Annotated in this window: 24 protein-coding genes; 15 read left to right on the top strand and 9 right to left on the bottom strand. The window is 69.3% G+C overall.

Annotated elements, in window-relative coordinates; all coding sequences use genetic code 11:
• Window positions 1-19: 19 nt before the first annotated feature.
• From hemB to QY917_RS15165, 6 genes are all read left to right on the top strand, one after another.
• Complete coding sequence (hemB, locus tag QY917_RS15190) at window positions 20-1,030, top strand: porphobilinogen synthase (protein WP_123675262.1); 1,011 nt, start codon at window positions 20-22, stop codon at window positions 1,028-1,030.
• Window positions 1,031-1,066: 36 nt separating this feature from the next.
• The gene (locus QY917_RS15185; RefSeq protein ID WP_123675263.1) at window positions 1,067-2,272 is read left to right on the top strand and encodes a magnesium transporter CorA family protein; all 1,206 of its coding nucleotides are present in this window, start codon (window positions 1,067-1,069) and stop codon (window positions 2,270-2,272) included.
• Window positions 2,273-2,375: 103 nt separating this feature from the next.
• Window positions 2,376-2,891, top strand: a complete 516-nt coding sequence (locus QY917_RS15180; RefSeq protein ID WP_123675264.1) for a MarR family winged helix-turn-helix transcriptional regulator — start codon at window positions 2,376-2,378, stop codon at window positions 2,889-2,891.
• A 58-nt stretch (window positions 2,892-2,949) separates the two neighbouring features.
• On the top strand, window positions 2,950-4,503 hold the full coding sequence (locus QY917_RS15175; protein ID WP_123675265.1) for an efflux transporter outer membrane subunit: 1,554 nt from the start codon (window positions 2,950-2,952) through the stop codon (window positions 4,501-4,503).
• Between the two features lie 37 nt (window positions 4,504-4,540).
• Window positions 4,541-5,749 carry an efflux RND transporter periplasmic adaptor subunit gene (locus tag QY917_RS15170; protein ID WP_123675266.1) on the top strand — a complete coding sequence of 403 codons (1,209 nt, stop codon included), beginning with the start codon at window positions 4,541-4,543 and terminating at the stop codon, window positions 5,747-5,749.
• 10 nt (window positions 5,750-5,759) lie between these two features.
• Window positions 5,760-7,328 (top strand): DHA2 family efflux MFS transporter permease subunit, encoded by a 1,569-nt coding sequence (locus QY917_RS15165; RefSeq protein ID WP_088887842.1) that lies wholly within the window; start codon window positions 5,760-5,762, stop codon window positions 7,326-7,328.
• A gap of 87 nt (window positions 7,329-7,415) precedes the next feature.
• On the opposite strand, the gene QY917_RS15160 is transcribed toward QY917_RS15165, so the two are convergent.
• A complete protein-coding gene (locus tag QY917_RS15160; protein WP_011803726.1) occupies window positions 7,416-8,105 on the bottom strand; it encodes a dienelactone hydrolase family protein in 690 nt (229 codons plus the stop codon).
• A gap of 107 nt (window positions 8,106-8,212) precedes the next feature.
• Between QY917_RS15160 and QY917_RS15155 the strand changes: the two genes are divergently transcribed.
• Window positions 8,213-8,959 carry an SDR family oxidoreductase gene (locus tag QY917_RS15155; RefSeq protein ID WP_088887843.1) on the top strand — a complete coding sequence of 249 codons (747 nt, stop codon included), beginning with the start codon at window positions 8,213-8,215 and terminating at the stop codon, window positions 8,957-8,959.
• Window positions 8,959-9,597 (top strand): MarC family protein, encoded by a 639-nt coding sequence (locus tag QY917_RS15150; protein ID WP_011803724.1) that lies wholly within the window; start codon window positions 8,959-8,961, stop codon window positions 9,595-9,597. Before QY917_RS15155 ends, QY917_RS15150 begins: the two co-directional genes overlap by 1 nt.
• A gap of 3 nt (window positions 9,598-9,600) precedes the next feature.
• On the opposite strand, the gene QY917_RS15145 is transcribed toward QY917_RS15150, so the two are convergent.
• From QY917_RS15145 to QY917_RS15110, 8 genes are all read right to left on the bottom strand, one after another.
• Entirely contained in the window at window positions 9,601-10,533 is a 933-nt protein-coding gene (locus QY917_RS15145) for a sensor domain-containing diguanylate cyclase (protein ID WP_012655348.1), read from the bottom strand.
• A gap of 179 nt (window positions 10,534-10,712) precedes the next feature.
• Window positions 10,713-11,219 carry a hemerythrin domain-containing protein gene (locus tag QY917_RS15140; RefSeq protein WP_123675267.1) on the bottom strand — a complete coding sequence of 169 codons (507 nt, stop codon included), beginning with the start codon at window positions 11,217-11,219 and terminating at the stop codon, window positions 10,713-10,715.
• 148 nt (window positions 11,220-11,367) lie between these two features.
• On the bottom strand, window positions 11,368-11,946 hold the full coding sequence (locus QY917_RS15135) for a hypothetical protein (protein WP_123675268.1): 579 nt from the start codon (window positions 11,944-11,946) through the stop codon (window positions 11,368-11,370).
• Window positions 11,947-12,022: 76 nt separating this feature from the next.
• The gene (locus tag QY917_RS15130; protein ID WP_088887846.1) at window positions 12,023-12,238 is read right to left on the bottom strand and encodes a CsbD family protein; all 216 of its coding nucleotides are present in this window, start codon (window positions 12,236-12,238) and stop codon (window positions 12,023-12,025) included.
• A gap of 244 nt (window positions 12,239-12,482) precedes the next feature.
• Complete coding sequence (locus tag QY917_RS15125) at window positions 12,483-13,160, bottom strand: ABC-type transport auxiliary lipoprotein family protein (protein ID WP_088887847.1); 678 nt, start codon at window positions 13,158-13,160, stop codon at window positions 12,483-12,485.
• 17 nt (window positions 13,161-13,177) lie between these two features.
• On the bottom strand, window positions 13,178-14,155 hold the full coding sequence (locus QY917_RS15120; protein WP_088887848.1) for an MlaD family protein: 978 nt from the start codon (window positions 14,153-14,155) through the stop codon (window positions 13,178-13,180).
• Complete coding sequence (locus QY917_RS15115; RefSeq protein ID WP_012655342.1) at window positions 14,155-14,997, bottom strand: ABC transporter ATP-binding protein; 843 nt, start codon at window positions 14,995-14,997, stop codon at window positions 14,155-14,157. Before QY917_RS15115 ends, QY917_RS15120 begins: the two co-directional genes overlap by 1 nt.
• A gap of 2 nt (window positions 14,998-14,999) precedes the next feature.
• Entirely contained in the window at window positions 15,000-16,118 is a 1,119-nt protein-coding gene (locus QY917_RS15110; protein ID WP_123675269.1) for an ABC transporter permease, read from the bottom strand.
• Window positions 16,119-16,452: 334 nt separating this feature from the next.
• Between QY917_RS15110 and QY917_RS15105 the strand changes: the two genes are divergently transcribed.
• The 7 genes from QY917_RS15105 to QY917_RS15075 all read left to right on the top strand — a co-directional run bounded on the left by QY917_RS15105 (window position 16,453) and on the right by QY917_RS15075 (window position 23,693).
• Window positions 16,453-18,147 carry a GMC family oxidoreductase gene (locus QY917_RS15105; RefSeq protein WP_041835849.1) on the top strand — a complete coding sequence of 565 codons (1,695 nt, stop codon included), beginning with the start codon at window positions 16,453-16,455 and terminating at the stop codon, window positions 18,145-18,147.
• A gap of 299 nt (window positions 18,148-18,446) precedes the next feature.
• Entirely contained in the window at window positions 18,447-19,205 is a 759-nt protein-coding gene (locus tag QY917_RS15100) for a TSUP family transporter (protein ID WP_012655339.1), read from the top strand.
• Window positions 19,206-19,242: 37 nt separating this feature from the next.
• On the top strand, window positions 19,243-20,163 hold the full coding sequence (gene rocF, locus QY917_RS15095; protein WP_123675270.1) for an arginase: 921 nt from the start codon (window positions 19,243-19,245) through the stop codon (window positions 20,161-20,163).
• A 165-nt stretch (window positions 20,164-20,328) separates the two neighbouring features.
• A complete protein-coding gene (locus QY917_RS15090; RefSeq protein WP_012655337.1) occupies window positions 20,329-21,090 on the top strand; it encodes an ABC transporter substrate-binding protein in 762 nt (253 codons plus the stop codon).
• 39 nt (window positions 21,091-21,129) lie between these two features.
• On the top strand, window positions 21,130-21,912 hold the full coding sequence (locus QY917_RS15085; protein WP_011803711.1) for an amino acid ABC transporter permease: 783 nt from the start codon (window positions 21,130-21,132) through the stop codon (window positions 21,910-21,912).
• Entirely contained in the window at window positions 21,909-22,661 is a 753-nt protein-coding gene (locus QY917_RS15080) for an amino acid ABC transporter ATP-binding protein (RefSeq protein ID WP_011803710.1), read from the top strand. Before QY917_RS15085 ends, QY917_RS15080 begins: the two co-directional genes overlap by 4 nt.
• A 132-nt stretch (window positions 22,662-22,793) precedes the next feature.
• Entirely contained in the window at window positions 22,794-23,693 is a 900-nt protein-coding gene (locus QY917_RS15075) for a DMT family transporter (protein ID WP_088887852.1), read from the top strand.
• The last annotated feature ends 5 nt before the right edge of the window (window positions 23,694-23,698 follow it).

Below are 23,698 nucleotides of genomic sequence, written 5' to 3'. Positions count from 1 at the left end.
GTGAAGGACAATCGACGCCATGCATCTGTCCAGCCCCACCCCCTTTCCCGCCAATCGCCCGCGCCGCCTGCGCCGCGATGCATTCACCCGCAACCTGGTGCGTGAGACCATGCTCACGCCGCACGACTTCATCTACCCGGTGTTCGTGCACGAGGGCTCCAACCTGCGCGTACCCGTGGCGTCCATGCCCGGAGTGGAGCGCCTGAGCCTGGACCTGCTGTTGCCCGTGGCTGAAGAGTGCGTGAAGCTTGGCATCCCGGTGCTCGCGCTGTTTCCGTCGATCGATGCGGCGCTCAAGACGCCCGACGGCAAGGAGGCGCTCAACCCCGACGGCCTGATCCCGCGCGTGGTACGCAAGCTCAAGGCCGAGTTCCCCGACCTCGGCGTGATGACCGACGTGGCGCTGGACCCCTACACCAGCCACGGCCAGGACGGCCTGCTGGACGACACCGGCTACATCCTGAACGACGAGACCGTGGAACTGCTGGTAGGCCAGGCCCTGACCCATGCCCAGGCCGGCGTGGACATGGTCGCGCCCAGCGACATGATGGACGGGCGCATCGGCGCCATCCGCGAGGCGCTGGAGGCCCACGGCCAGATCTACACCCGCATCATGGCCTACAGCGCCAAGTACGCCAGCGCCTTCTACGGCCCGTTCCGCGACGCGGTGGGCTCGGCCGCCAACCTGGGGCGCAGCAACAAGAACGTCTACCAGATGGACCCGGCCAACACCGACGAGGCCCTGCGCGAGGTGGCGCTGGACCTGGCCGAGGGCGCCGACATGGTCATGGTCAAGCCCGGCATGCCCTACCTGGACGTGGTGCGCCGCGTGAAGGACGAGTTCAAGGTGCCCACCTTCGCCTACCAGGTCAGCGGCGAGTACGCCATGCTCAAGGCCGCCGCCGCCAACGGCTGGCTGGACCACGACAAGGTGATGATGGAGTCGCTGCTGGCCTTCAAGCGCGCGGGTGCCGACGGCGTGCTGACCTACTTCGCGCTGGATGCCGCGCGTTTGCTATTAAAACAATAGCTGCTTGCGCTTGATCCATAAGCGCTGGAGGCCGATTTGACCACAACCCCGCAGGCGATCCGCATCTTCCACCTGCAGCCCGGCGCCCAAGCGCGGGAACTGCCCGAGCTGCCCACCCAGCCGCCCGCGCGGGGGTTTCACTGGATCGCCTGCACACGTGCGGCGTTCAGCACCGAACTGCCGCGCCTGCAGGGCGTGCTGCAGGCGCTGACGGGCCAGCAGCTGGTGGACCTGCACGTGTCCGACCTGCTCAACGCCCAGCTGCCCTCGCATTACGACTACACCTCGCAGTACGACATGCTGGTGGTGCGCCGCCTGAGCGCATCGCTCGCCCCCGCGGCCGCCCCGCTCATGCCGGCGGCGGCGCGCGGCGGCCCGCCCGTACTGCGGCGCATCGACACCAGCCCCGTGGGCTTCGCGGTGTTCGACCAGGTGCTGCTGTCGGTGCACCCGGCCGACTGCTCCGTGCGCGATGCCTACGCGGCGCGCCTGATCACCCCGCCGGCTCCGACGACGACGCCCCCGCCCGAGGCGCCCAACGGCAACGCGCTGCCCACCACGCCCGCCGAAGCCGTGGTGCGCGAACTGCGCACCGGCCCTGTGGCCGGCACGCGCCTGCCCGCCAGCCCGGCCGACCTGATGCTGCGCATGGTCAACCAGATCGTGGACAACTACCTGGACCTGCGCCGCGAGCTGTCGCGCCAGCTCGACCACTGGCAGGCCGAGCTGCTGCAGCCGCGCACACGCTTCAACAACTGGCGCGCCCTGATGGACGCGCGCCTGACGCTGCACCAGCTCGACGAGATCTGCGAAGACCAGCGTGCCGCCGTGCAGGCCTGGTGCGCGGTGCTGGAGACCTGGGCCCCCTCGTCGGACACGCCGGCGGCCCTGCGCGAACTGGACCTGCTCAAGGTGCGCAGCCGCGACGTGCTGGAGCACATCGAGCGCGTGGTGCATCACGTGCGCCGGCTGGAGCAAAGCACCGAGGCCACGGTGCAGATGCACTTCTCGGCGCAGAGCAACCGCACCAACGACATCATGCGCACGCTCACGGCGCTCACCGCCGTGTTCCTGCCGCTGAACCTGATCGCCGGCATCTTCGGCATGAACTTCGAGTTCATCCCCTTGGTGCACAAGCAGGACGGCTTCTGGTGGGCCATGGGCAGCATGACCGCCACGGCCGTCGGCCTCACGCTGTTCTTCTGGCGCAAGCGCTACCTGGCGCGCACCGGCCAGGGCTGACCCCTTCCCGCACGCGCGGCCGCACGGCCACGCCGCCCCGGCTTCCAGCAGGGTTTTGTTTTACTGCTTTGACAATAATTGATCAGTCAACTATTGTCACGGCATGAATTCACCTTCCATTCCGCCCCCCCTGTCGGCGGATGCCGCCTGCCCGCTGTCCGACCCGGAGTTGCCGGTGCCGTTCGAGATCGAGCGCAGCATCGGCTTTCAGATGCGGCGCATCACCACCCTGCTGGGGTATGAGGTGGAGCGTCGCATGGAGCCCCTGGGCCTGACCGACGCGCAGTGGAAACCCCTGCTGCGCCTGCTGCTGGACCCGCCCGGCACCGCCGCGGCCCTGGCGCGCATGTGCCACCTGGACGCGGGCGGCCTCACGCGCCTGCTGGACCGGCTGGAGGCCAAGGGCCTGTGCCAGCGCGAGCGATCGCAGGAAGACCGCCGCGTGGTGCATGTCGCGCTCACTTCGGAGGGCCAGGCCGTCGCCGCCCAGCTGCCTGCCCTCCTGGGCGAGGTGCAGGACCAACTGCTGCAGGGTTTCTCCGCCGAGGAAGAGGCGCATTTGCGCGACTTCCTGAAACGCATCTACACCAACGTACGCCCTCCAGAAGGCGGGCCATAGGCACCAGCGCCTGGGCCTTGCAGCCCGCCCCGTTTGCCCTTTGCCGAGAGACCACAACATGAAAAACCACCTCTCACCCTCCAGCGCCCCGGCGCTTATTCCTGCGACCGCGCCCCGCGGCAGTGCGCTGCTGTATGGCGCCACGCTGGCCGTCGCGCTGCTGGCCCTGCCTCTGCTGTCGGGCTGCGCCGACATGGCGGGTATCGACTCCCACGCCCGGATGCGCGACCCTGCCTCCCTGGGCCTGGCCGCTGCGCCCTCATCCAGCGCAGATGCTGCTGTGCAGCCGCAGACTGCGGTCTCCGCCGACTGGTGGCGCAGCTTTGGCGATGCGCAGCTGGATGCGCTCATCACCCAGGCCCTGCAAGGCAACCCCGGGCTGCAGCAGGCCGCCGCCCGCATCGCGCGCGCCGAGGCCTTTGCCGACACCGCCCGCGCGGCCCAGAGCCCGCAGGTCAACGGCAGCCTGGACGCCACGCGCCAGCGCTACAGCGCCAACGGACCCTACCCCCCCGGCCAGGCCGGCGCCGTTCGTAGCGTGGAAACCGCCCGCCTGTCGGGCAGCTGGGAGCTGGACTTCTTCGGCAAACACCGTGCCGCCCTCGCCGCCGCACTGGGCGAGGCCCAGGCCGCGCGCGCCGACGCCGAGGCCGCGCGCCTGCTGCTCGCGAGCCGCGTGGCGCAGGGCTACTTTCAGCTGGCACGCTTGCAGGCCCAGCGCGCCGTGGCCGAGCGCACGCTGCAGCAGCGCACCGAAATGCTGCAACTGGTGCAGCGGCGCGTGCAGGCCGGGCTGGACACCCAGCTGGAGCTGCGCCAAAGCGAAGGCGCCCTGCCCGAAGCGCGCCAGCAGATCGAGGCGTTGCGCGAGCAGGAAGCCCTGGCACGCAACGCGCTGGGCGCGCTGATTGCAGACCCCCAGACGGCCCAGACGCTGACCCCACAAGCGCTGACAGCTATCCATTTTTCAGAAACCCCCGCCGCCGTGCCCGCCGACCTGCTGGGCCGCCGCCCCGACGTGGCGGCCGCGCGCTGGCGCGTGGAAGCCGCCACCCAGGACATGGGCGTGGCGCGGGCGCAGTTTTATCCCAACGTGAGCCTGACCGCCTTCGTGGGCCTGGCCAGCGTGGGGCTGGACCGTTTCATCGAGGCCGGCAGCCGTGAATGGGGCGTGGGCCCGGCGCTGCGACTGCCGATCTTCGATGCCGGCCGCCTGCGCGCCAACCTGCGCGGCAAGGCGGCCGACCGGGACGCCGCCGTCGAAAGCTACAACGCCGCCCTGCTGGAAGCGGTGCGCGACGCGGCCGACCAGCTGGCCAGCAGCAGCTCGATCGCACGGCAGATCGCGGAGCAGCGCCAGGCCGGCGAATCCGCGCAAGCCGCCTATGGCATTGCGCGGCGCCGCTATGAGGCCGGCCTGGGCACTTACCTGCAAGTGCTGTCGGCCGAAAGCCAGGTGCTGGCCCAGCGCCGCCTGGCCGTGGACCTGGCCGCGCGGCGGCTGGACAACCAGGTGGGCGTGATGCGCGCCCTGGGCGGCGGCTATGCAGCCACGCCGCCGCCCACGGCGCAAGCCCCGCAAGCTGCCCCCACGGTGGCAGCCGCCCGCTGAATTCGCCCCCATTCCCCCTTTTTTGCCCTTGTCCACCATGACCGCAACTCCCTCCACCCCTTCCACCGCGTCGAAGGCGGCCCGCCGCAAGGCGCTGTTCACCCTGGCTGGCGTCGTCGTGCTCGCCGGCTGCGCCTGGGGCCTGTACGACTGGCTGGTCGCCAGCCACTATGAGCACACCGACAACGCCTACGTGCAGGGCAACGTCATCCAGATCACGCCGCAGACCGGCGGCACGGTGATGTCCATCCTGGCCGACGACACCGACTTCGTGCGCGCTGGCGCTGCGCTGGTGCAGTTGGACCCAGCCGACGCGCGCGTGGCGCTGCAGCAGGCCGAGGCCAACCTGGCGCAGGCCGTGCGGCAGACACGCACGCTGTACGCCAACAACAGCGCCCTGGCCGCACAGGTGCGCCTGCGCGAGGCCGAGGCCGCACGCGCCCAGGCCGAGATCGCGCGCGCCGAGGACGACCTGCGCCGCCGCCAGGCCCTGACCGGCGAGGGCGCCGTCTCGCAGGAGGAACTGCGCCACGCGCAGAGCCAGCTGCAGACCGCGCGCACGCAGTTGGCCGCTGCGCAGGCGGGCGTGGCCGCCGCGCGCGAGCAGCTCGCCAGCAATCAGTCGCTCACCCAGGGCGTGGCCGTGGCGCAGCACCCCAGCGTGCAGGCCGCAGCCGCCAAGGTGCGCGAGGCCTACCTGGCCGATCGCCGCACCGCCCTGCCCGCACCCGTGGACGGCTACGTTGCGCGGCGCACGGTACAGCTGGGCCAGCGCGTGGCCGCGGGCACGCCGCTGATGACCATCGTGCCGCTGCGCGAGGTCTGGGTGGACGCCAATTTCAAGGAGAACCAGCTGCGCAACCTGCGCCTGGGCCAGCGCGCCACGCTCGTCGCCGACCTGTACGGCAAGAAAGTGGAATACACCGGCACCGTGGCCGGGCTGGGCGTGGGCACGGGCGCTGCCTTCGCGCTGCTGCCGGCGCAGAACGCCACCGGCAACTGGATCAAGGTGGTGCAGCGGGTGCCCGTGCGCATCGCGCTGGATGCCGGGCAGCTGGCCGAGCACCCGCTGCGCGTGGGCCTGTCGATGAACGTGAGCGTGGACACGCAGGACCGCAGCGGCCCGGCGCTGGCCGATGCGCCGCGCAAGGAAGCGGTGGCCAGTACGGCCGTGTACGACGCGCTGGACAAGGGCGCCGATGCCGACGTGGCGCGCATCATCCGCGCCAACCTGGGCACGCTCTGAACCGACGCGCATGACCGCACCCGCACACACACCGCCGCTGCCGCCACCACCCCTCACGGGCAGCGCCCGGCTGTGGGGCACGCTGGCCCTGTCGGCGGCCACCTTCATGAACGTGCTGGACACGTCGATCGCCAACGTGTCCCTGCCCGCCATCGCGGGCGACCTGGGCGTGAGCCCTACCCAGGGCACCTGGGTGATCACCAGCTTTGCCGTGGCCAACGCCATCGCGGTGCCGCTCACGGGTTGGCTGTCGCAGCGCTTCGGGCAGGTGCGCCTGTTCGTGGCGAGCGTGGCGCTGTTCGTGATCGCGTCGCTGCTGTGCGGCCTGGCGCCCAACATGACGCTGCTCATCGCCGCGCGCGCGCTGCAGGGCTTCGTGGCGGGGCCGATGATCCCGTTGTCGCAGTCGCTGCTGCTGTCCAGCTACCCGCGCGCGCTGGCGGGGCTGGCCATGGCCATGTGGTCCATGACCACGCTGATCGCGCCGGTCATGGGGCCGCTGCTGGGCGGTTGGATCACCGACAACATGACCTGGCCGTGGATCTTCTACATCAACGTGCCCGTGGGAATCGCCGCCGTGGTGGTCACCTGGGGCATCTTCCACCAGCGCGAGACCGAGCGGCGCGCGCTGCCCATCGACTCCATCGGCCTCGCGCTGCTCGTGATCTGGGTGGGTGCCATGCAGGTCATGCTGGACATCGGCAAGGAGCACGACTGGTTCGAGTCGCCCTGGGTGGTGGCCTGCGGCCTGGTCGCGCTCGTGGGCCTGGTGGCGTTCGTGGTCTGGGAGCGTGGCGAGGACCACCCCGTGGTGGACCTGGCGCTGTTTCGCATCCGCAATTTCTGGGCCGGTGCGCTGGCCACCTCCGTGGGCTACGGGCTGTTCTTCGGCAACGTGGTGCTGCTGCCGCTGTGGCTGCAGCAGTACATGGGCTACACCGCCACGCAGGCCGGCGAGGTGATGGCGCCCGTGGGGCTGCTGGCCATGGTGCTGTCGCCCCTGGTGGGCAAGAACATCGCCAAGGTGGACCCGCGCCGCTTTGCCACGCTGGCCTTCCTGGTGTTTGCGCTGGTGCTGTGGATGCGCTCCAATTTCAACACCCAGGCAGACCTCGCCACCATCATGGTGCCCACCATCATCCAGGGCGTGGCGATGGCGTTCTTCTTCATCCCGCTGGTCACGATCACGCTGTCGGGCATTGCGCCCGACCGCATCCCGGCGGCCTCGGGGCTGTCGAACTTCATGCGCATCACGGCCGGCGCGGTGGGTACGTCCGTCACCACCACGCTGTGGGAGCGGCGCGCCAGCCTGCACCATGCCCAGCTGACCGAAGGCCTGCACCAGGGCCACCTGCCCTTCACGCAGGCGCTGCAGGGCCTGCAGGCTGGGGGTCTCACGCCCGAGCAGGCACTGGCCCAGGTGGAGCGGCTGGTGAACCAGCAGGCCTTCATGCTCGCGGCCAACGACATCTTCTATGCCTCGGCCCTGCTGTTCCTGCTGCTGATCCCGCTGGTGTGGCTGGCCCACCCCACGCGCGCTGCCAGCGGCAGCGCCGACGCCGCGGCCGGTGCGCATTGAGCGGCGATATCGATGCGAAAACGCTATCAATAATCTAGCTGCTAGCGCTTACCAGGTGGGCGCTAGCAGTGATTTTCTCTATAAATTTCAGCCGACGTGCCGTGCCAGGAAGGCGAGCGTGCGGTCGCGCGCGGTCATGGCGGCGGCCTCGTCGTAGCTGGCGCGCTGGTCACAGTTGAAGCCGTGGTCCGCCGCGTACACGTGCACCTGCGCCTCGGGGTGCGCGCGCGCAAAGGCCTGCACGCTGTCCAGCGGGATCCACTGGTCGCGCTCGCCAAAGTGCGCCAGCACCGGCACGCGCGGCTGGCGCGCCACCTCGGCGGGCGTGGTCATGCCGCCGCCGTAGTAGGGCACGGCCGCGGACAGCCCCTGCAGCATGCAGGCCGCGCGCCAGGTGAGCAGCCCGCCCCAGCAAAAGCCCACCACGCCGACCTTGCAGTCGCTGTGCCGCGCGGCATAGTCGATGGCGGCCTGGATGTCGGGCATCACGCCCGGCGCGGGCAACCCCTCCACGGCGGCCTTGAGTGCCCGGCCGGCCTTCATGTCGGCATCGCTGTAGCCCAGGTCCACGCCCTTTTGCACCCGCGCGAAGGTGGACGGCGCCACCGCCAGGTAGCCGCGCATGGCCAGCCGGTCGGTCACGGCGCGGATGTGGGCGTTGACGCCGAAGATCTCCTGCAGCACCACCACCGCGCCGCGCGGCGCGCCGTCGGTGCGCGCCACCCAGGCGGGGGCCGTGAATCCGTCGCTGGCAGTAAGGTCCACCCACTGTCCCATGTCGTGTCTCCCGAGGCGTTGAGCGAAGGGAATGCAGGCGCGTGGACGATACGCGTCAGCGCCGCAAACCTGTTCCAATGCGCCATTCTTGCAGGAGTCACCCGTACATGGACAAGATTGTTCTGATCACCGGCGGCAGCCGGGGCATCGGCGCTGCCGCCGCCGTACTGGCCGCGCAGCGCGGCTGGGCCGTGGCCATCAACTACCTGCGCCACGCCGAAGCCGCGAACGGCGTGGTGCGCCAGATCGAGGCCGCGGGCGGGCGCGCCATCGCGGTGCAGGCCGATGTGGCGGTGGAGGCCGACGTGGTGACTCTGTTCGAGACCGTGGACCACCGCCTGGGGCGCCTCACGGCACTGGTGAACAACGCGGGCGTGGTGGACCGCCCTGCCCGCGTGGACGAGATGCACGGCGAGCGCCTGCGGCGCATGTTCAGCATCAACGTGCTGGGCGCCTTCTACTGCGTGCGCGAGGCGGTGCTGCGCATGAGCACGCGCCATGGCGGCGCCGGCGGCAGCATCGTCAACGTGTCCAGCATCGCGGCCCGGCTGGGTGCGCCCCATCAATACGTGGACTATGCGGCGTCCAAGGGCGCGCTGGACACGCTCACCATAGGCCTGGCGCACGAGGTGGGCGGCGAGGGCATCCGCGTGAATGCCGTGCGCCCCGGCCTGATCGACACCGATATCCACGCCAGCGGCGGCCTGCCCCACCGCGTGCGCGACCTGGCAGGCCAGGTGCCCATGGGGCGCGGCGGCACGCCCGAGGAAGTGGCCGAGGCCATCGTGTGGCTGATGTCGGACGCGGCCAGCTACACCTCGGCCACGCTCATGGACATTGCCGGGGGCCGCTGATGGACTTGAAGCCGCTCATCACGCTGCTGGCCATCGTGAATCCATTGGCCATCGTGCCGTTCTTCATCCACTACACCAGCGGTTTCAACGCCGCGCAGCGCCGGCGCACCGTCCAGGTGGCGGCGTTCAGCGCGTTTTGCGTGATCGCGGCCTGCGCGCTCGTCGGCCTGCAGATCCTGGACTTCTTCAACATCTCGCTGCAGAGCTTCCAGGTGGGCGGGGGCATGCTGCTGCTGATCAGCGCCATGAACATGCTCAATGCGCAGCCGGCCGAGGCCAAGCCGCACACCCACGAGCTGGAGCAGGGCGCTGAGAAGGCGGCCGCGGGCAGCAGCATCGCCGTGGTGCCGCTGACCATCCCGCTGCTCACGGGGCCGGCGGCCATGTCCACCGTGGTGATCTACGCCGACCGCGCGCAGAGCATCTGGCAGCACCTGGCGCTGGTGGGCTACGGCGTGGTGGTGGGCGCGGCCACGGCGCTGTGCTTTGCACTGGCCGAGCCCATCGAGCGCGTGCTCGGCAAGACGGGCATCAACGTGATGACGCGGCTCATGGGGCTGATCCTCGCGGCGCTGGCCGTAGAGGTGATGGCCGACGGGCTGAGCAAGCTGTTCCCGGTGCTGGCCGCGCGTTCATAGCGGTCAGGCCGTGGCCTCGATGCGGTTGCGCCCCGCGTGCTTGGCACGGTAAAGGCAGCGGTCCACCGTTTCCAGGAACCGCTTGGAGTCATCCTGCGTGCCGGGCAGGGCCGTGCCCATGCCCACGCTCACCGTGAGCTGCTGGCCCAGGGGCGAAGCCGCATGGACGATACCGGCGTGGGCCACCTCCTGCATGCAGCGCTGCGCCACCGCGCGCGCGGAAGATGCATCCGCGCCGGGCAGCAGCAGCACGAACTCCTCGCCGCCGTAGCGCGCCAGGCAGTCGCGCGGGCGGTGGGCGGCCTGCTGCAGCGCGCGGGCCACGCGCCGCAGGCACTCGTCGCCCTCCACGTGGCCGTACTGGTCGTTGTAGCTCTTGAAGAAATCCACGTCGAACATCAGCAGCGACAGCGGCTCGCCGGTGCGCTGCGCCTCCTGCCATTCGCGCTCGTACACCGCGTCGAACTTGCGGCGGTTGTTCACGCCCGTGAGCCCGTCGCGGAATGACAACTCCTGCAGCTCCTGCTGCAGTTGCAGCAACTGGTGTTCGTTCTGCTTGCGCTCGGTGATGTCGAACATGAAGCCCACGAGCGACACCACATTGCCCTGCAAGTCGCGCACCACATGCACCACGTCGCGGATCCACACGTAATCCCCGCCTGTGGTGAGCGCGCGGTAGTCCGCCTCGTGGTCCACGCCCGACTGGGATTGCGAAATGCAGAAGTTGACCACCCGGTCCCGGTCGTCGGGGTGCATGCGGTCGGCCCAATCCTGCACGGTGCGCCAGCTGGTGGGCGCCCAGCCCAGCAGGTCCTCGATCTGCGGCCCGATGTAGGCAAAGGTCGCCGTGGCCCAGTCGATCTTCCACGGAATGGCGCGCGTGGATTCGAGCAGGGTGCGATAGAGCGCGCTTTCGGGTGGTTCATGCGGCGTCATGGGGGCTCCGGCTGGCCGTGAAAACGCAGCAAGCTTAGCAGGGCGACGCGACAGCAACCGTGGCGGGCGCCGGACACCACGCCGCGCCACTCCGGCACAACCTGTCGCCAAGCGCCACACGCACTCGGCGCGGCGCCGCACCGCCCCAGTTTTGCAGTTCTGCTGAGCTGGCCGATCGTTCAAGCCGCGGCGGCGGGCTGGGCGGATGTGTCATCACCCGAAGAGCAGGCCCCACCGCAGCCATGGATCAGATCGTCGGGCAGCGCGCCCGGCGTCTGCACGCTGCCCGTGGCGGGATCGAAGCCCACGCGGCGCAGGTGCTGGGCGAGGGACGCGTCCATGGCGTCCGTATGCTGGGGAAACCATACGGCCAGCTCTGCAGCCATCTCGCGCAGGACATGCAGCTCGCCCTGGCGCGCGCGGTCGGTGCCCTCGCGCATGATCTTGAGCACCACTTGGTGCTGCGTGCTGTGGCAGTTGCCCGCGGCAAAGCGGGTGGCCTGCATCCAGCGGTCCTCCTGGGCGAAGTGGGCGTCGGTGTGCGCCACCAGGTCTTCCCAGGCACCGATAAGCGCCGCGTCATCGGCGCTCTCCACGGCCTGCAGCAGTGCCACGAATTCCTGGTGCGTGTGGTCCATCTGCGGCAGATCCAGTGCGAGTTCCTCGGACCATTGCAATGCGGCCATGGGCGGTCTTTCCTTCCTGTGCGGCGTTGTGAAGCGGCGCGAGCTTAAGAAAAACCGCCACCGGCGGTATTGACACATGTCATGTCGGCGCCGCTGGTGGGGGACAAAAAAAGCCCCGCCAGAGGCGGGGCTGCACATGTTTGCCGGTTTATTGGCCGTGGGTGCGCTTGGCATCGGCCACGCACTTGTCCTTGGCGTCACCGCTCATGGTGTCGCAGCGCTCCTTGGCGGCCTTGTAGTTGGCTTCGCGCTGGGCCTCTGCGGCGTCCTTCTTGGCCTCTGCGACATCGGCGCGCTTCTCGGCGGTGGAGTCGGCGGGCTTGGCCTGCGCGCGCTGCACCTTGGCATTTTCCTTGGCGGCCACATGGGCGGCCTTGGCGTCCTTCACGCAAATGTCCTTGGCGTCGCCCTTCTGGTCGTCGCATTTTTCCTTGGCCACTTCATAGTCAGCATCGGCACGGGCCTCGTTCACGTTGTAGGTGGCCTTGTCGCTGGGCTTGTACTGGGCTTCCAGCTCGGCCTTGGCCACCTTCTCGCGGCCCTTGGCCTCCTTCATGCAGACGTCCTTGGCGTTGTCCTTCAGGGTGTCGCACTGCGCCTTGGCGGCCTTGTAGTCAGCGCCGATGCGGTCCTTGCCGGCGTTGTATTCCTCCTTGGTCATGGCCATGCCCGAAGTGGCCATCAGGGCAGCGGCCGCCAGGGCCAGCAGATTGCGTGCGTTTTTCATGGAATGTCCTCCAGATGAATGTGATGGAAATTGGATCCCGCAGGGCGCGCGAGTCGTGCCCCTGCGGCGCGTTGCGTCAGTCGTAGCGGAAGTCGGGGTTGCGCTGTTCCCAGCCCTTGAGCTGTTCCTCGGCTGCGTCCCGGGCCAGCCCGTGGCGCTCCTGCAGCTTGCCCAGCAGCTGGTCGCGCTTGCCGGCGATGACGTCCAGGTCGTCGTCGGTCAGCTTGCCCCATTGCTCCTTCACTTTGCCCTTGAACTGCTTCCAATTGCCTTCAATGCGGTCTTCGTTCATACGTCACTCTCCTGTGGCGGTTGTTGAGGGATCGCCTGCCTGGCCCCTGTACGGCGCCGGGCATTGCGAGGCGATGAATGGACTCTAGGCAGGTGCCCGGAGGCAGCGCGTCGGTGCGCGCACGCAAGCCGCGTCAGCCCAGGGCGACAGCGGCATGTAGGCCGCCGCCCCGTCGCCGGTGCGCGGCGGGCAAAAAAAAGAGACATGCGCAGCATGTCTCTGGGGGTGGGAAGGGCGCAGGCGCTCAGCGGCCGGACTGCTCCACCCATGCGGCCAGCTCCTCGGCCACCTGGGCCGCCGCATCGGCCAGGGCCTTGGCGCCGCCGGCGGCATCGGGCGTGGCGGCATCGCGCCGCGCCACGAACACCCGCTGCGTGACCAGCGTCTCACCCGCGGTGCTCGCGTCGGCCAGCACGGCGCGCACACGCACCAGGCCGGCGCTCGCCTGGGGCGCGCCGAACACATGGCTGAACTCCTCCAGCTCCAGGCGCAGCACGCTGGGCATGCGGCCGCGCTCCAGCAACACGGCCATGCCGTCGTCGCCAGAGAGCACCGCGCGGCGCTGGCCCAGGCGCTCGCGCACCGCCTGGTGCAGCAGCACGGCGGGTGGCAGGCTCCAGCGCGCCTGGGTGTAGGGGCGCAGTTGCTGGGCGTTGGTATAGGCCAGCCGGTACAGCAGCGCGGTGCTGCCCTCGGGCAGGCCGGTGGCGGTCACCTCGGCCAGCGCGATCGGCGGCAGCGGCGCGCTGGCCGCGGGGCCCGGCGCCTGCAAGGGGCCGGGGCCGAAGTCGTACACATCGGCGCGCACCGGTGGCTCGGGGAGGATGGAGCAGCCCGCCATCAGCGCCATAAATGTGAAGCCAAAAATGGCTTTAGCGCTTATCTGGCGAGCGCCAACAGCTATCTTTTTAATAGTCATCATAGGGTCCTTGCAATGCGTCAGGGCTGCGCTGCGGGAGCGGTGAAACCAGGCTCGCCGGGCCCCGCGGCCGAGCGGCCTGGTCCATAGATGAGCGACTGCGGGTTGTCGTTGATGCCCGAGGCCGTGCGGCCCAGGCGGCGCGCGGCGCGCGCGGTTTCGTCGGCCGCATGGTTGATGCGCGGCAGCGTGACGCGGCCGAAGCGGTCGGCCGCGCCGGCCAGCGACTTGGCGCCCGCGGCGATCTCGTCGAGCGCGCCGCCCTCGGCCTGCAGCGTGCGGATGGCCTGGCTGACGTCGTTGGCGGCCGTGGCCGCGCTGCTGCCCGCCTGGCGCAGCGCCTGCAGGGTCTGCTGCGTGTCCTGCACCAGCGGCGGCACGCCCGCCAGCGCGGGGTCCAGCCGGGTGGTCACGGTGTTGTCCAGGCGGCGCGCGAGCTGGTCGATGCTGCCCGCCGCATCGCCCAACTGCTTCAGTGCTGTGGAAAAGCGCTGCTGGTTCTCGTCGCCCAGCAGGGTGTTGATGCGCTGCGTGGCCTCCTGCACCTGGCCCAGGATGGCCGGACCCTGCTCGGCCAGTTGGCTGAACGAGGAGCTGTGCAGCGGCAGGCGCGGCAGGCCGCTGGCGCCCGGCGGCGGCGCGGGCAGCGGCGCCTCCGCGTCGTCCAGCTGCACATGGGCCAGGCCCGTCACGCCCTGGTAGCCCAGCGTGGCGAAGGTGGTGGGGCTGATGGGCGCGTCCGCATTCACGGCGATACGGATCAGCACGTTGCCCGAGACCTGCGGGTCAAAACCGATGTGCGTGACCTTGCCTACGGCCACGCCCTTGTAGCGCACGGCTGCCTGGGGCTGCAGGCCGCTCACGCTGTCCTTGCTGGACAGCTCGTAGAGCTGGTAATCGGTCTGGTCGCGCGTGAGCCACATGCCGAGGCCGGCCAGCAGCGCCGCCACGGCGATCACGAAAATGCCTGCGGCCAGGGCATGGGACTTGTTTTCCATCAGGCTTCCTTGGACGAAGAGGCGGCGGGCGGCTGGGCCATGGCACGGCGGCCGCGTTCTCCGAGAAAAAAGTGGTGAATGAAGGGATGGTCGAAGCGCGCGACCTCCTGCGGCGTGCCGGTGACGATGACGCGCCGGTCGGCCAGCACGGCCACGCGCGTGGACAGGGCGTACAGGGTATCCAGGTCGTGCGTGACCATGATCACCGTGAGGCCCAGCGCCGCATGCAGCTCGCGCAGCAGCGCGCAGAACTCGTCGGAACTGCTCGGGTCCAGCCCCGCCGTGGGTTCGTCCAGCAGCAGCAGCGGCGGGTCCATGATGAGCGCGCGCGCCAGGGCCACGCGCTTGATCATGCCGCCCGAGAGGTCCGCCGGCATGCGCGTGGCGTGCTCGGGCTTGAGCCCCGCCAGGCGCAGCTTGACCATGGCCGCGTCGTTGACCAGCGCGGGCGGCAGCGTGCCCAGCTCGCGCAGCGCGAAAGCAATGTTGTCCAGCACGTTGAAGGCCGAGAACAGCGCCCCGTGCTGGAACAGCATGCCCACGCGGCTGCTGGCGCGCTCGCCGCCGACCAGCTCAGCCGCCGAGCGGCCCAGCACCTCCACGCTGCCGCGCGTGGGCCGCGTGAGCCCCAGGATGTGGCGCAGCAACACCGTCTTGCCGGTGCCCGAGCCCCCAACGAGCGAGAGGATCTCGCCGCGCTGCACGGTGAGCTGCAGGTCGTCGTGCACCGTGAAGGCTTCGTCACCCCGGCCGAACACCGTGGCCAGGCCGCGGATGTCCACCACCGGCGGCTCAACCACGGCCCTGGTGTCGGCGTCTGCGGCGGGGCGGGTGGCATCCATGGCTAGAAACCCACGTTCTTGAAGGCGACGGCGAACAGCGCGTCCACGATGATCACCATGGTGATGGCGCTCACCACCGAGGCCGTGGTGCCTTCGCCCAGGCTCTGGGTGTTGGGCTTGACGCGCAGCCCCCAGTGGCAGCCGATGAGCGCGATGAACACGCCGAAAACCACCGACTTGGACATCGCCAGCCACAGGTTGGACACATTCACGGCGGCAGGCAGGGCCTGCGCAAAGTAGGCCGACGAGATGCCCATGGTCAGGTCCGCAGCCAGCATGCCGCCCGCCAGCGCCGCCAGCGTGGTCCACAGGGCCACCAGCGGCATGGCCAGCGCCAGCGCCAGCGCGCGCGGCATCACCAGGCGAAAACCGTGCGGTATGCCCATGACGCGCATGGCGTCCAGCTCCTCGGTGACGCGCATCACGCCAATCTGCGCGGTGATGGCCGAGCCCGATCGCCCCGCCACGAGGATGGCGCCCAGCATGGGCCCCAGCTCGCGGATCAGCGAGATGCCCAGGATGTTCACGATAAACGCTTCGGCGCCGAACTGCCGCAACTGCAGCGACATGAGATAGGCCAGCACCACGCCGATCAGGAAGCCCACCAGCGCCGTAATGGGCAGCGCCGTGGCGCCCATGCGGTACAGGTGGCCCGAGATGTCGCGCCAGGGCCCGCGCCGCGGGTTGCGCAGCAGGCGCAGCACGTCCAGCACCAGCTGGCCCACCAGTATCACCAGATGGCGCACATGGTCCAGCGCGTGCAGCACCAGCACGCCCAGGCGGTCCACCTGGTCGCCCAGGCGCCAGGGCGCGGGGGGCTCGCAGGGGGTGGTGTACTGCGCCACGCGCTCCAGCATCTCACGCTGGTTCTCGGTCAGTTCCAGCTGCTCGGGCCAGGCGCGGCCCCAGTGGTTCCACAGGATCTGCGCGCCCACGTGGTCCAGGCGCTGCACGCCTTGCAGGCTCCAGGCAACGCCGGGACCGCACTCCTTGAGCTGCGCCGCCACCCGCCGCCAGGCCCGGCGGTCGGCAAAGGCCGCAGCCACCCACTCGCCCTGCGGCTGGGCAAGGGGCCTGGCAGCGTGGTCCTGCACGACCGATGGAGGGTGGGTGACGGGCATGGTGGTCGGGAAAGAGGCCGGGCGACCGGCTGGCGCCGGCGCCACTGGCGGCGCCCGCAGTTTTGCATATTCCGGCGGCCGCGCCGCGCACGGGCTGACGCGGCGCATCATTCCACAGATTGGCGCGTGGCAAAAGCGAGGCCCGCCGGCGCTTGAAAAAACATCAAAAACCGGCCGTGACGCACCCGCAGCGCGCGCTGCCACTATCAAAAAACGTAGCGCAGCGGGGTTTCCCTCTCGACACCCGAGTGCCGAATCGCACAATCGATTGCTGCACTGCGGCAGCCCCGGCGCTGGCGCGTTGCGCTCCTTCCCTGACGTGCGATCGGCATCCATGAGCGACACCACTTTCGACTACATCATCATCGGCGGCGGCACCGCCGGCGCCCTGCTGGCCAACCGGCTCAGCGCAGACCCCAAGAACCGTGTGCTGCTCGTGGAGGCCGGCCGCAGGGACGACTACCACTGGATCCACATTCCCGTGGGCTACCTGTATTGCATCGGCAACCCGCGCACCGACTGGCTCTATCACACTGAGGCCGACACCGGCCTGAACGGCCGCAGCCTGCGCTACCCGCGCGGCAAGGTGCTGGGCGGCTGCAGCAGCATCAACGGCATGATCTACATGCGCGGCCAGGCGCGCGACTACGACCAGTGGGCCCAGATCACGGGCGACGACGCCTGGCGCTGGGACAACGTGCTGCCGGCCTTTCGCCGCCACGAGGACCACTGGCGCCTGGACCAGCCCGAGGGCGTGAACGAGAACTTCAAGCGCCTGCACGGCAGCAAGTCCACGGGCAGCTCGGGCGAATGGCGCGTGGAAAAGCAACGCCTGCGCTGGGACATCCTCGACGCCTTCGCCCAGGCCGCGCAGCAGGCCGGCATTCCCGCCACCGACGACTTCAACCGCGGCACCAACGAGGGCGTGGGCTATTTCGAGGTCAACCAGAAGAACGGCTGGCGCTGGAACACGGCCAAGGCCTTCCTGCGCCCCACCTGCTACGGGCGGCCCAATTTCGAGATGTGGACCTCGGCCCAGGTGACGCGCCTGGTACTGGACCGTCAGCCGGACGGCAGCCTGCGCTGCACCGGCGTGCAGGTGTGGACCGGCGAGGAGATGGTCACGGCCCACGCGCAGCAGGAGGTGATCCTGAGCGCCGGCGCGGTGAACTCGCCACAGATTCTGCAGCTCTCGGGCATCGGCCCCGGCGCGTTGCTGCAGCGGCACGGTATCGACATACAGGCCGACCTGCCCGGCGTGGGCGCCAACCTGCAGGACCACCTGCAGATCCGCGCCGTGTACAAGGTGCAGGGCGTGCCCACACTGAACATGCTGGCGGGCAACCTGCTGGGCAAGGCCAGGATCGGCCTGGAATACGCCTTCAAGCGCAGCGGCCCGATGAGCATGGCACCGTCGCAACTGGGCGCCTTCACACGCAGCCAGCCGGACCTGCCGCACCCCAACCTTGAGTACCACGTGCAGCCCCTGTCGCTGGAGGCCTTCGGCGAGCCGCTGCACCGCTTCCCGGCCTTCACGGCCAGCGTGTGCAACCTGAACCCCACCAGCCGCGGAACCATCCAGATCAAGAGCCCGGACTTCCGCACCGCGCCGGCCATCGCTCCCAACTACCTGTCCACGCCCGAGGACCGCCAGGTGGCCGCCGACAGTCTGCGCGTCACGCGCCGCATCGTGGCCCAGCCCGCACTGGCTCCCTACCAGCCCGAGGAATACAAGCCCGGCCCGCAGTACCAGAGCGACGAAGACCTCGCCCGGCTGGCGGGCGATATCGCCACCACCATCTTCCACCCCGTGGGCACTACGCGCATGGGCCGGCTGGACGATCCGCAGGCCGTGCTGGATGCGCGCCTGCGCGTGCGCGACGGCCGCGGCGGCGTGGTGGCCGGCCTGCGCGTGGTGGACGCGGGCGCCATGCCCACCATCACCAGCGGCAATACCAATGCACCCACGCTGATGATGGCTGAGATGGCCGCCCAATGGATTCGCAGCGAGGCGCGTGCCCCAGTTTGAACCAGTGGCAGCAGGTGCGGGAAACCACCAATGCACCACCGGGGTGCGTTTTATTACAGTCCATGCACTCGAAGCGCGCCTCGGCACGCCAACCGAGGGGACCGAGGAGACAACAGCCCTAACACAAGAACATCAACCATCAAATCAGGCATCCGCAACGAGATGCCCCTTCACAAGGCACCCGCAACCCGGGTGCCTTTTTATTTGTCGAGACTTTCAGCAAAAGTGGCCCCAGCGCCCGCAGGGTGGGCGCAAGCAGCTACTGATTCCGTAGCGGTAGCGGTGCGACAATCGCGCCCATGGAATGGATCATCGTCTCGCTGGCCTCGCTGCTGGCCGGCTTCGTGGACGCAATCGTCGGCGGGGGCGGCCTGATCCTGCTGCCCGCCCTGTTCGCCACGTTTCCCACCGCGCCGCCGGCCACGCTGATGGGCACCAACAAGAGTGCCGCCATCTGGGGCACGGGCATCGCCACCTGGCAGTACAGCCGCCGCGTGCAGATGCGCTGGCGTGCCATGCTGCCGGCGGCGCTCGCGGGATTCGTCGGCGCGTTCGCCGGCGCCTGGGTGGTGACGCTGATCTCCGCCGATTTCCTGCGCAAGCTGCTGCCGCTGGTGCTGGTGGCGCTGCTGATCTACACCCTGGCGCGCAAGGACTTGGGGCGCCACCACGCGCCGCGCCTGGCTGCAGGGCGTGAAACCCTGGCGGCCTGCGCAATCGGAGTGACCATCGGTTTCTACGACGGCTTCTTCGGCCCCGGCACGGGCAGTTTCTTCGTGTTTCTCTTCGTGCGCGTGCTGGGCTACGATTTCCTGAACGCGTCGGTGTCCGCCAAGCTGCTGAACCTGGCCACCAACGTGGCCGCGCTGATCCTGTTCACGGCCAAGGGCCATGTCTGGTGGCACTTTGCGCTGCCGCTGGCCGTGGCCAACGTGGTGGGCAGCCTGCTCGGCGCCCACCTGGCGCTGAAGCACGGCGCGGGCTTCGTGCGCGGCATCTTCATCCTGGTGGTGGGCATGCTGATCCTGAAGACCGGCTACGACGCGTTCCTGCGCTGACCCGATCCACCCGCATTCACTGGCAAGGAGAGACCCGATGACGACCCTGACCCTGATCGGCGCCCCCACCGACGTGGGCGCCAGCGTGCTGGGCGCCAGCATGGGCCCCGACGCGCTGCGCATCGCGGGCATTGCGCGGGCCATGCAGGCACGCGGCTTCGACGTGCGCGACCAGGGCAACCTGGCCGGCCCCGGCAACCCGCAGGCCGAGCCCGCCAGCGGCTTTCGCCACCTGGCCGAGGTCGCGGCCTGGAACCGGGCGGTGTACGAAGCCACGCACGCTGCGCTGCAGGCGGGCCAGTTGCCGCTGCTCATGGGCGGCGACCACTGCCTGGCCATCGGCTCCATCAGCGCCGTGGCGCAGCACTGCCGCGCGCGCGGGCGGCGGCTGAAGGTGCTGTGGTTCGACGCGCACGCGGACGCCAACACCCCCGAGTCCTCCCCCAGCGGCAACCTGCACGGCATGCCTGTGGCGTGCCTGCTGGGCCACGGCCCGGCGCAGCTCACGCGCCTGGCCGGCCCCGAGGCGCCACCGGCGCTCCAGTCCGGGCAGATCACGCTGATCGGCGTGCGCAGCGTGGACGCCACCGAGAAGCGCTTCGTCAACGAGCACGGCATCGAGGTGTACGACATGCGCACCATCGACGAGTTGGGCATGCGCGCGGTGATGCAGGCCGCGCTGGCCGACGTGGACCAGGACACGCACCTGCACGTGAGCTTCGACATGGATTGCCTGGACCCGTCGGTGGCCCCGGGCGTGGGCACCGGCGTGCGCGGCGGCCCGACCTACCGCGAAACCCAGCTGTGCATGGAGATGCTGGCCGACTGCGGTGCGCTCGGCTCGGCGGACCTGGTGGAGCTGAACCCTGCGCTGGACGTGCGCAACCAGACGGCCGAGCTGGCCGTGGACCTGCTGGAGAGCCTGTTCGGCAAGTCCACGCTGATGCGCCCGCAATGACCCTGGCCCCCGGGTTTGCGTCAATGCGGCGCACCAGGGGCCGCTCTCTATAATGTGACCGCCTCGTGACGCCGCCCTTACCCGGGCTTCTTGCGCAGGCGTTGGTTTCCGGCTTGTGATCCGCAATGCCGGATTTTTTGTACCTGAAGCAAGCAGGAACTCCCTATGAAGATGTTCAAGACCCTGGCCACTGCTGTGGCGCTGTGCGCCGCCGTTGTCGTGCAGGCGCGTCCCCTGGAAGAAATCCAGAAGAGCGGCACCATCATCCTCGGCTCCGAGGGGCAGTACGCGCCGTTCAACTTCTTCAAGGGCAAGCAGCTCACGGGCTACGAGATCGAAGTGGCCGAGGCCGTGGTCAAGAAGATGGGCCTGAAGTACGAGTGGAAGACCGTCGGCTTCGACGCGCTGCTGACCGGCCTGGCCCAGGACCGCTGGGACCTGGTGATCGCCTCGCACGCCATCACCGACGAGCGCTCCAAGGCCGTGACCTTCACGCTGCCGCACTACTGCTCGGGCGGCATCATCGTGTCGATGAAGCCCGAGGTGGCCAAGGCCGCTGACCTGAACGGCAAGGTGGTGGCCGTGCAGACCGGCACGACCTACCTGGACGCCGTGAAGAAGGTGCCCGGCGTGAAGGACGTGAAGAACTTCCCCACCGACGAAGCCGCGCGTAACGCCCTGGCTTCCAAGCGCGTGGACGCCTGGGTGACCGACCGCTTCGTGGCCAAGGAAATGCTGGCCAAGGCGCCCAAGGCGGGCTTCCGCACGGGCGACATGCTGTTCGTGGAGCAGGTGGCCTCCGCTGTCTCCAAGGGCAACCAGGGCCTGGCCGACGCCTGGAACAAGGCGCTGAAGGAAGCGATCGCCGACGGCACTGTGGGCAAGATCTCCCAAAAGTACTTCCAAGAAGACGTCACCTGCAAGTAACCGACTGCGCCGGGCCTGCGGGTCCGGCCCGCTTTGCCCATGCTTCTCGCTCTCTGGCCCGCACACTGGAGCCGCACCCAGCGCAGCAATGCAACGCTGGTGGCGGCTTTGGTGTTGATGGCGCTGGTCCTCGCCCTGCTCGGCCAGTTCCTCTCCTTCTTTCCTGAGCCCATCGGCTCCAACGCGGAGCTCTTCTCCGAAGGCGCGCTCACCACGCTGTACCTGACGCTGGTCAGCGGCACCGTGGGCCTGCTGCTGGGCACGGCTGCGGCGCTGGCGCGCACCTCGCGCCTGGCCTGGCTGCGCTGGGTGGCCAGCTTCTACATCTGGGCGATCCGCGGCACGCCGCTGCTGGTGCAGATCCTGTTCGTGTACTTCGCGCTGCCCGTGCTGGTGCCGGGCCTGAACCTGCCCGACTTCGCCGCCGCCGTGGTGGCGCTGGGCCTGAACGTGGGCGCCTACAACGCCGAGGCCATCCGCGCCGGCCTGCTGGCCGTGCCGCGCGGGCAGACCGAGGCCGCGCGTGCGCTCGGCCTGTCGCGCACGCACGTGTTCTTCGACGTCGTGTTCCCCCAGGCCTTCAAGATCGCGCTGCCGCCGCTGGTGAGCAACTTCGTGGCGTTGCTCAAGGACTCGTCGCTCGCCTACGCCATCGGCGTGGTGGAGCTGACCAACGTGGGCAACCGCATCCAGTCCGCCACCTTCCAGCCCGTGGCCACGCTGACCACGGTGGCCATCACCTACCTGATCCTGACCACGCTGGTGACGCAGGTCACGCATGCCATCGAGTACCGCTTTGACGTCGAAGGGCGTGTGAAATGAGCCACGCCGCTTCCGCCAATCCCTACATCGTGTGCAAGGACGTGCGCAAGGCCTTCGGCAGCCACGAGGTGCTCAAGGGCGTGTCCACCGTGTTCCGCACAGGCGAGGTCACCGTGATCATCGGCGCCTCGGGCTCGGGCAAGTCCACGCTGCTGCGCGCCATCAACCGCCTGGAGCCGCACGACAGCGGCAGCATCACCATCGACGGCGTGGAGGTCACCGACGACCCGCGCACGCTGCAGCTGCAGCGCAGCGAGGTGGGCATGGTGTTCCAGCAGTTCAACCTGTTCGGCCACATGACGGTGCTGGACAACGTGACGCTGGCGCCGCGCCGCATCCGACACACGTCGCGCCGCGAGGCCAACGACAAGGCCATGGCCCTGCTCAAGCGCGTGGGCATGCAGGACCATGCGCACAAGTACCCCTGGCAGTTGTCGGGCGGCCAGCAGCAGCGCGTGGCGATTGCGCGCGCGCTGGCCATGGCACCGAAGGTGATGCTGTTCGACGAGCCCACCAGTGCCCTTGATCCCGAGATGGTGCAGGAGGTGCTGGACGTGATGCGCGAGCTGGCGCGCGGCGGCATGACGATGATCGTGGTCACGCACGAGATGGGCTTTGCGCGCGAGGTGGCCGACCGCGTGATGTTCTTCGACCAGGGCTGCATTGCCCACGATGCGCCGCCGGCCGAGTTCTTCTCCAACCCGGCCAACGACCGCATCCGCTCCTTCATCGGGCGCATGAGCCACTGACCCGCGGGGCGGCACGGTGCGGCCGCTTATAAAACCATAGCTGCCAGCGCTTGATGTACTTGGGTTTCGATATAAAAACATATCGAAATCCTTTTAATACAAGCGCCACCAGCTCTCATTTTTGAAGAAACCATGCGTTCCGAACGCCAGGGCCTGCTGGCCCTCCTGCTGGTGGTCGCCGTCTGGGGCACCACCTTCCCCGCGATGAAGATGATGTCCGCGCACCTGGATGCGCTGCAGATCATCTGGGCCCGCTTCGCCATTGCGCTGCTGGTGCTGGCGCCGCTGTGGCGCGGTCTGCGGCGCACGGAACTGCGCTGGGGTCTGCTGCTGGGCGCCCTGCTGTTCCTCGCGTTCTGGCTGCAAATCGAGGGGCTGGCGCGCACCAGCAGCAACCGCAATGCGTTCGTCACCGGGCTGAACGTGCTGGTGGTGCCGCTGTTGGCCATGGCCGTGCTGGGCCGGCGCTATGGCGCCGCGCTGTGGGCGGCCTGCGCCATGGCGTTGGCCGGCATGGTGCTGATGTTCCACGAGAACGAGCCCTGGAACCTGGGCGACACGCTGACGCTCGCCAGCACGCTGTTCTATGCCATCTACATCCTCACGCTGGAGGAATGCGCGCGCCGCACCGCGGCCCAGCCGCTGCGCGCCACACGCATGGCGGCGGTGCAGGCGCTGGTGATGTTCGCCGCGGCCAGCGTGCTGCTGCTCGCGCGCCATGGCGAGGTCGCCACGTCGCTGCAGGCCCTGGCGGACCTGCCGGCGCACGCGCTGACGGCACTGGCCTACCTGGGCGTGGTGGCCAGCGTGCTGGTGGTGACGCTGCAGGCCTGGGGCCAGCAGCGCGTGGATGCCATGCGCAGCGCCATCGTCTTCGGGCTGGAGCCGGTGTTTGCCGCCGCCACGGCCTGGGTGCTGATCGGCGAGCGCCTGGGCGCGGCCGGCCTGGCGGGCGCGGCGCTGATCGTGGCCGCCCTGGTGGTGAGCCAGTTGCCGCCGCCGCGCGCACTGGCGCGTCCTTCCGCACCCTGACCGGG

This window comes from Diaphorobacter sp. C33 (assembly GCF_030503915.1).
Lineage (GTDB): Bacteria > Pseudomonadota > Gammaproteobacteria > Burkholderiales > Burkholderiaceae_C > Diaphorobacter > Diaphorobacter nitroreducens.
The sequence above is the reverse complement of the archived record's forward strand: the minus strand, read 5'-3'. Positions and strand labels throughout refer to the sequence as shown.

Coding starts and splice junctions, on each gene's coding strand:
- QY917_RS15145 (WP_012655348.1), bottom strand. CDS start 10,533: ATGACGCCGCATGAACCACCCGAAAGCGCGCTCTATCGCACCCTGCTC.
- QY917_RS15170 (WP_123675266.1), top strand. CDS start 4,541: ATGACCGCAACTCCCTCCACCCCTTCCACCGCGTCGAAGGCGGCCCGC.
- QY917_RS15110 (WP_123675269.1), bottom strand. CDS start 16,118: ATGCCCGTCACCCACCCTCCATCGGTCGTGCAGGACCACGCTGCCAGG.
- QY917_RS15125 (WP_088887847.1), bottom strand. CDS start 13,160: ATGATGACTATTAAAAAGATAGCTGTTGGCGCTCGCCAGATAAGCGCT.
- rocF (WP_123675270.1), top strand. CDS start 19,243: ATGACGACCCTGACCCTGATCGGCGCCCCCACCGACGTGGGCGCCAGC.
- QY917_RS15165 (WP_088887842.1), top strand. CDS start 5,760: ATGACCGCACCCGCACACACACCGCCGCTGCCGCCACCACCCCTCACG.
- QY917_RS15120 (WP_088887848.1), bottom strand. CDS start 14,155: ATGGAAAACAAGTCCCATGCCCTGGCCGCAGGCATTTTCGTGATCGCC.
- QY917_RS15080 (WP_011803710.1), top strand. CDS start 21,909: ATGAGCCACGCCGCTTCCGCCAATCCCTACATCGTGTGCAAGGACGTG.
- hemB (WP_123675262.1), top strand. CDS start 20: ATGCATCTGTCCAGCCCCACCCCCTTTCCCGCCAATCGCCCGCGCCGC.
- QY917_RS15075 (WP_088887852.1), top strand. CDS start 22,794: ATGCGTTCCGAACGCCAGGGCCTGCTGGCCCTCCTGCTGGTGGTCGCC.
- QY917_RS15135 (WP_123675268.1), bottom strand. CDS start 11,946: ATGAAAAACGCACGCAATCTGCTGGCCCTGGCGGCCGCTGCCCTGATG.
- QY917_RS15175 (WP_123675265.1), top strand. CDS start 2,950: ATGAAAAACCACCTCTCACCCTCCAGCGCCCCGGCGCTTATTCCTGCG.
- QY917_RS15090 (WP_012655337.1), top strand. CDS start 20,329: ATGAAGATGTTCAAGACCCTGGCCACTGCTGTGGCGCTGTGCGCCGCC.
- QY917_RS15105 (WP_041835849.1), top strand. CDS start 16,453: ATGAGCGACACCACTTTCGACTACATCATCATCGGCGGCGGCACCGCC.
- QY917_RS15100 (WP_012655339.1), top strand. CDS start 18,447: ATGGAATGGATCATCGTCTCGCTGGCCTCGCTGCTGGCCGGCTTCGTG.
- QY917_RS15160 (WP_011803726.1), bottom strand. CDS start 8,105: ATGGGACAGTGGGTGGACCTTACTGCCAGCGACGGATTCACGGCCCCC.
- QY917_RS15155 (WP_088887843.1), top strand. CDS start 8,213: ATGGACAAGATTGTTCTGATCACCGGCGGCAGCCGGGGCATCGGCGCT.
- QY917_RS15130 (WP_088887846.1), bottom strand. CDS start 12,238: ATGAACGAAGACCGCATTGAAGGCAATTGGAAGCAGTTCAAGGGCAAA.
- QY917_RS15140 (WP_123675267.1), bottom strand. CDS start 11,219: ATGGCCGCATTGCAATGGTCCGAGGAACTCGCACTGGATCTGCCGCAG.
- QY917_RS15115 (WP_012655342.1), bottom strand. CDS start 14,997: ATGGATGCCACCCGCCCCGCCGCAGACGCCGACACCAGGGCCGTGGTT.
- QY917_RS15085 (WP_011803711.1), top strand. CDS start 21,130: ATGCTTCTCGCTCTCTGGCCCGCACACTGGAGCCGCACCCAGCGCAGC.
- QY917_RS15180 (WP_123675264.1), top strand. CDS start 2,376: ATGAATTCACCTTCCATTCCGCCCCCCCTGTCGGCGGATGCCGCCTGC.
- QY917_RS15150 (WP_011803724.1), top strand. CDS start 8,959: ATGGACTTGAAGCCGCTCATCACGCTGCTGGCCATCGTGAATCCATTG.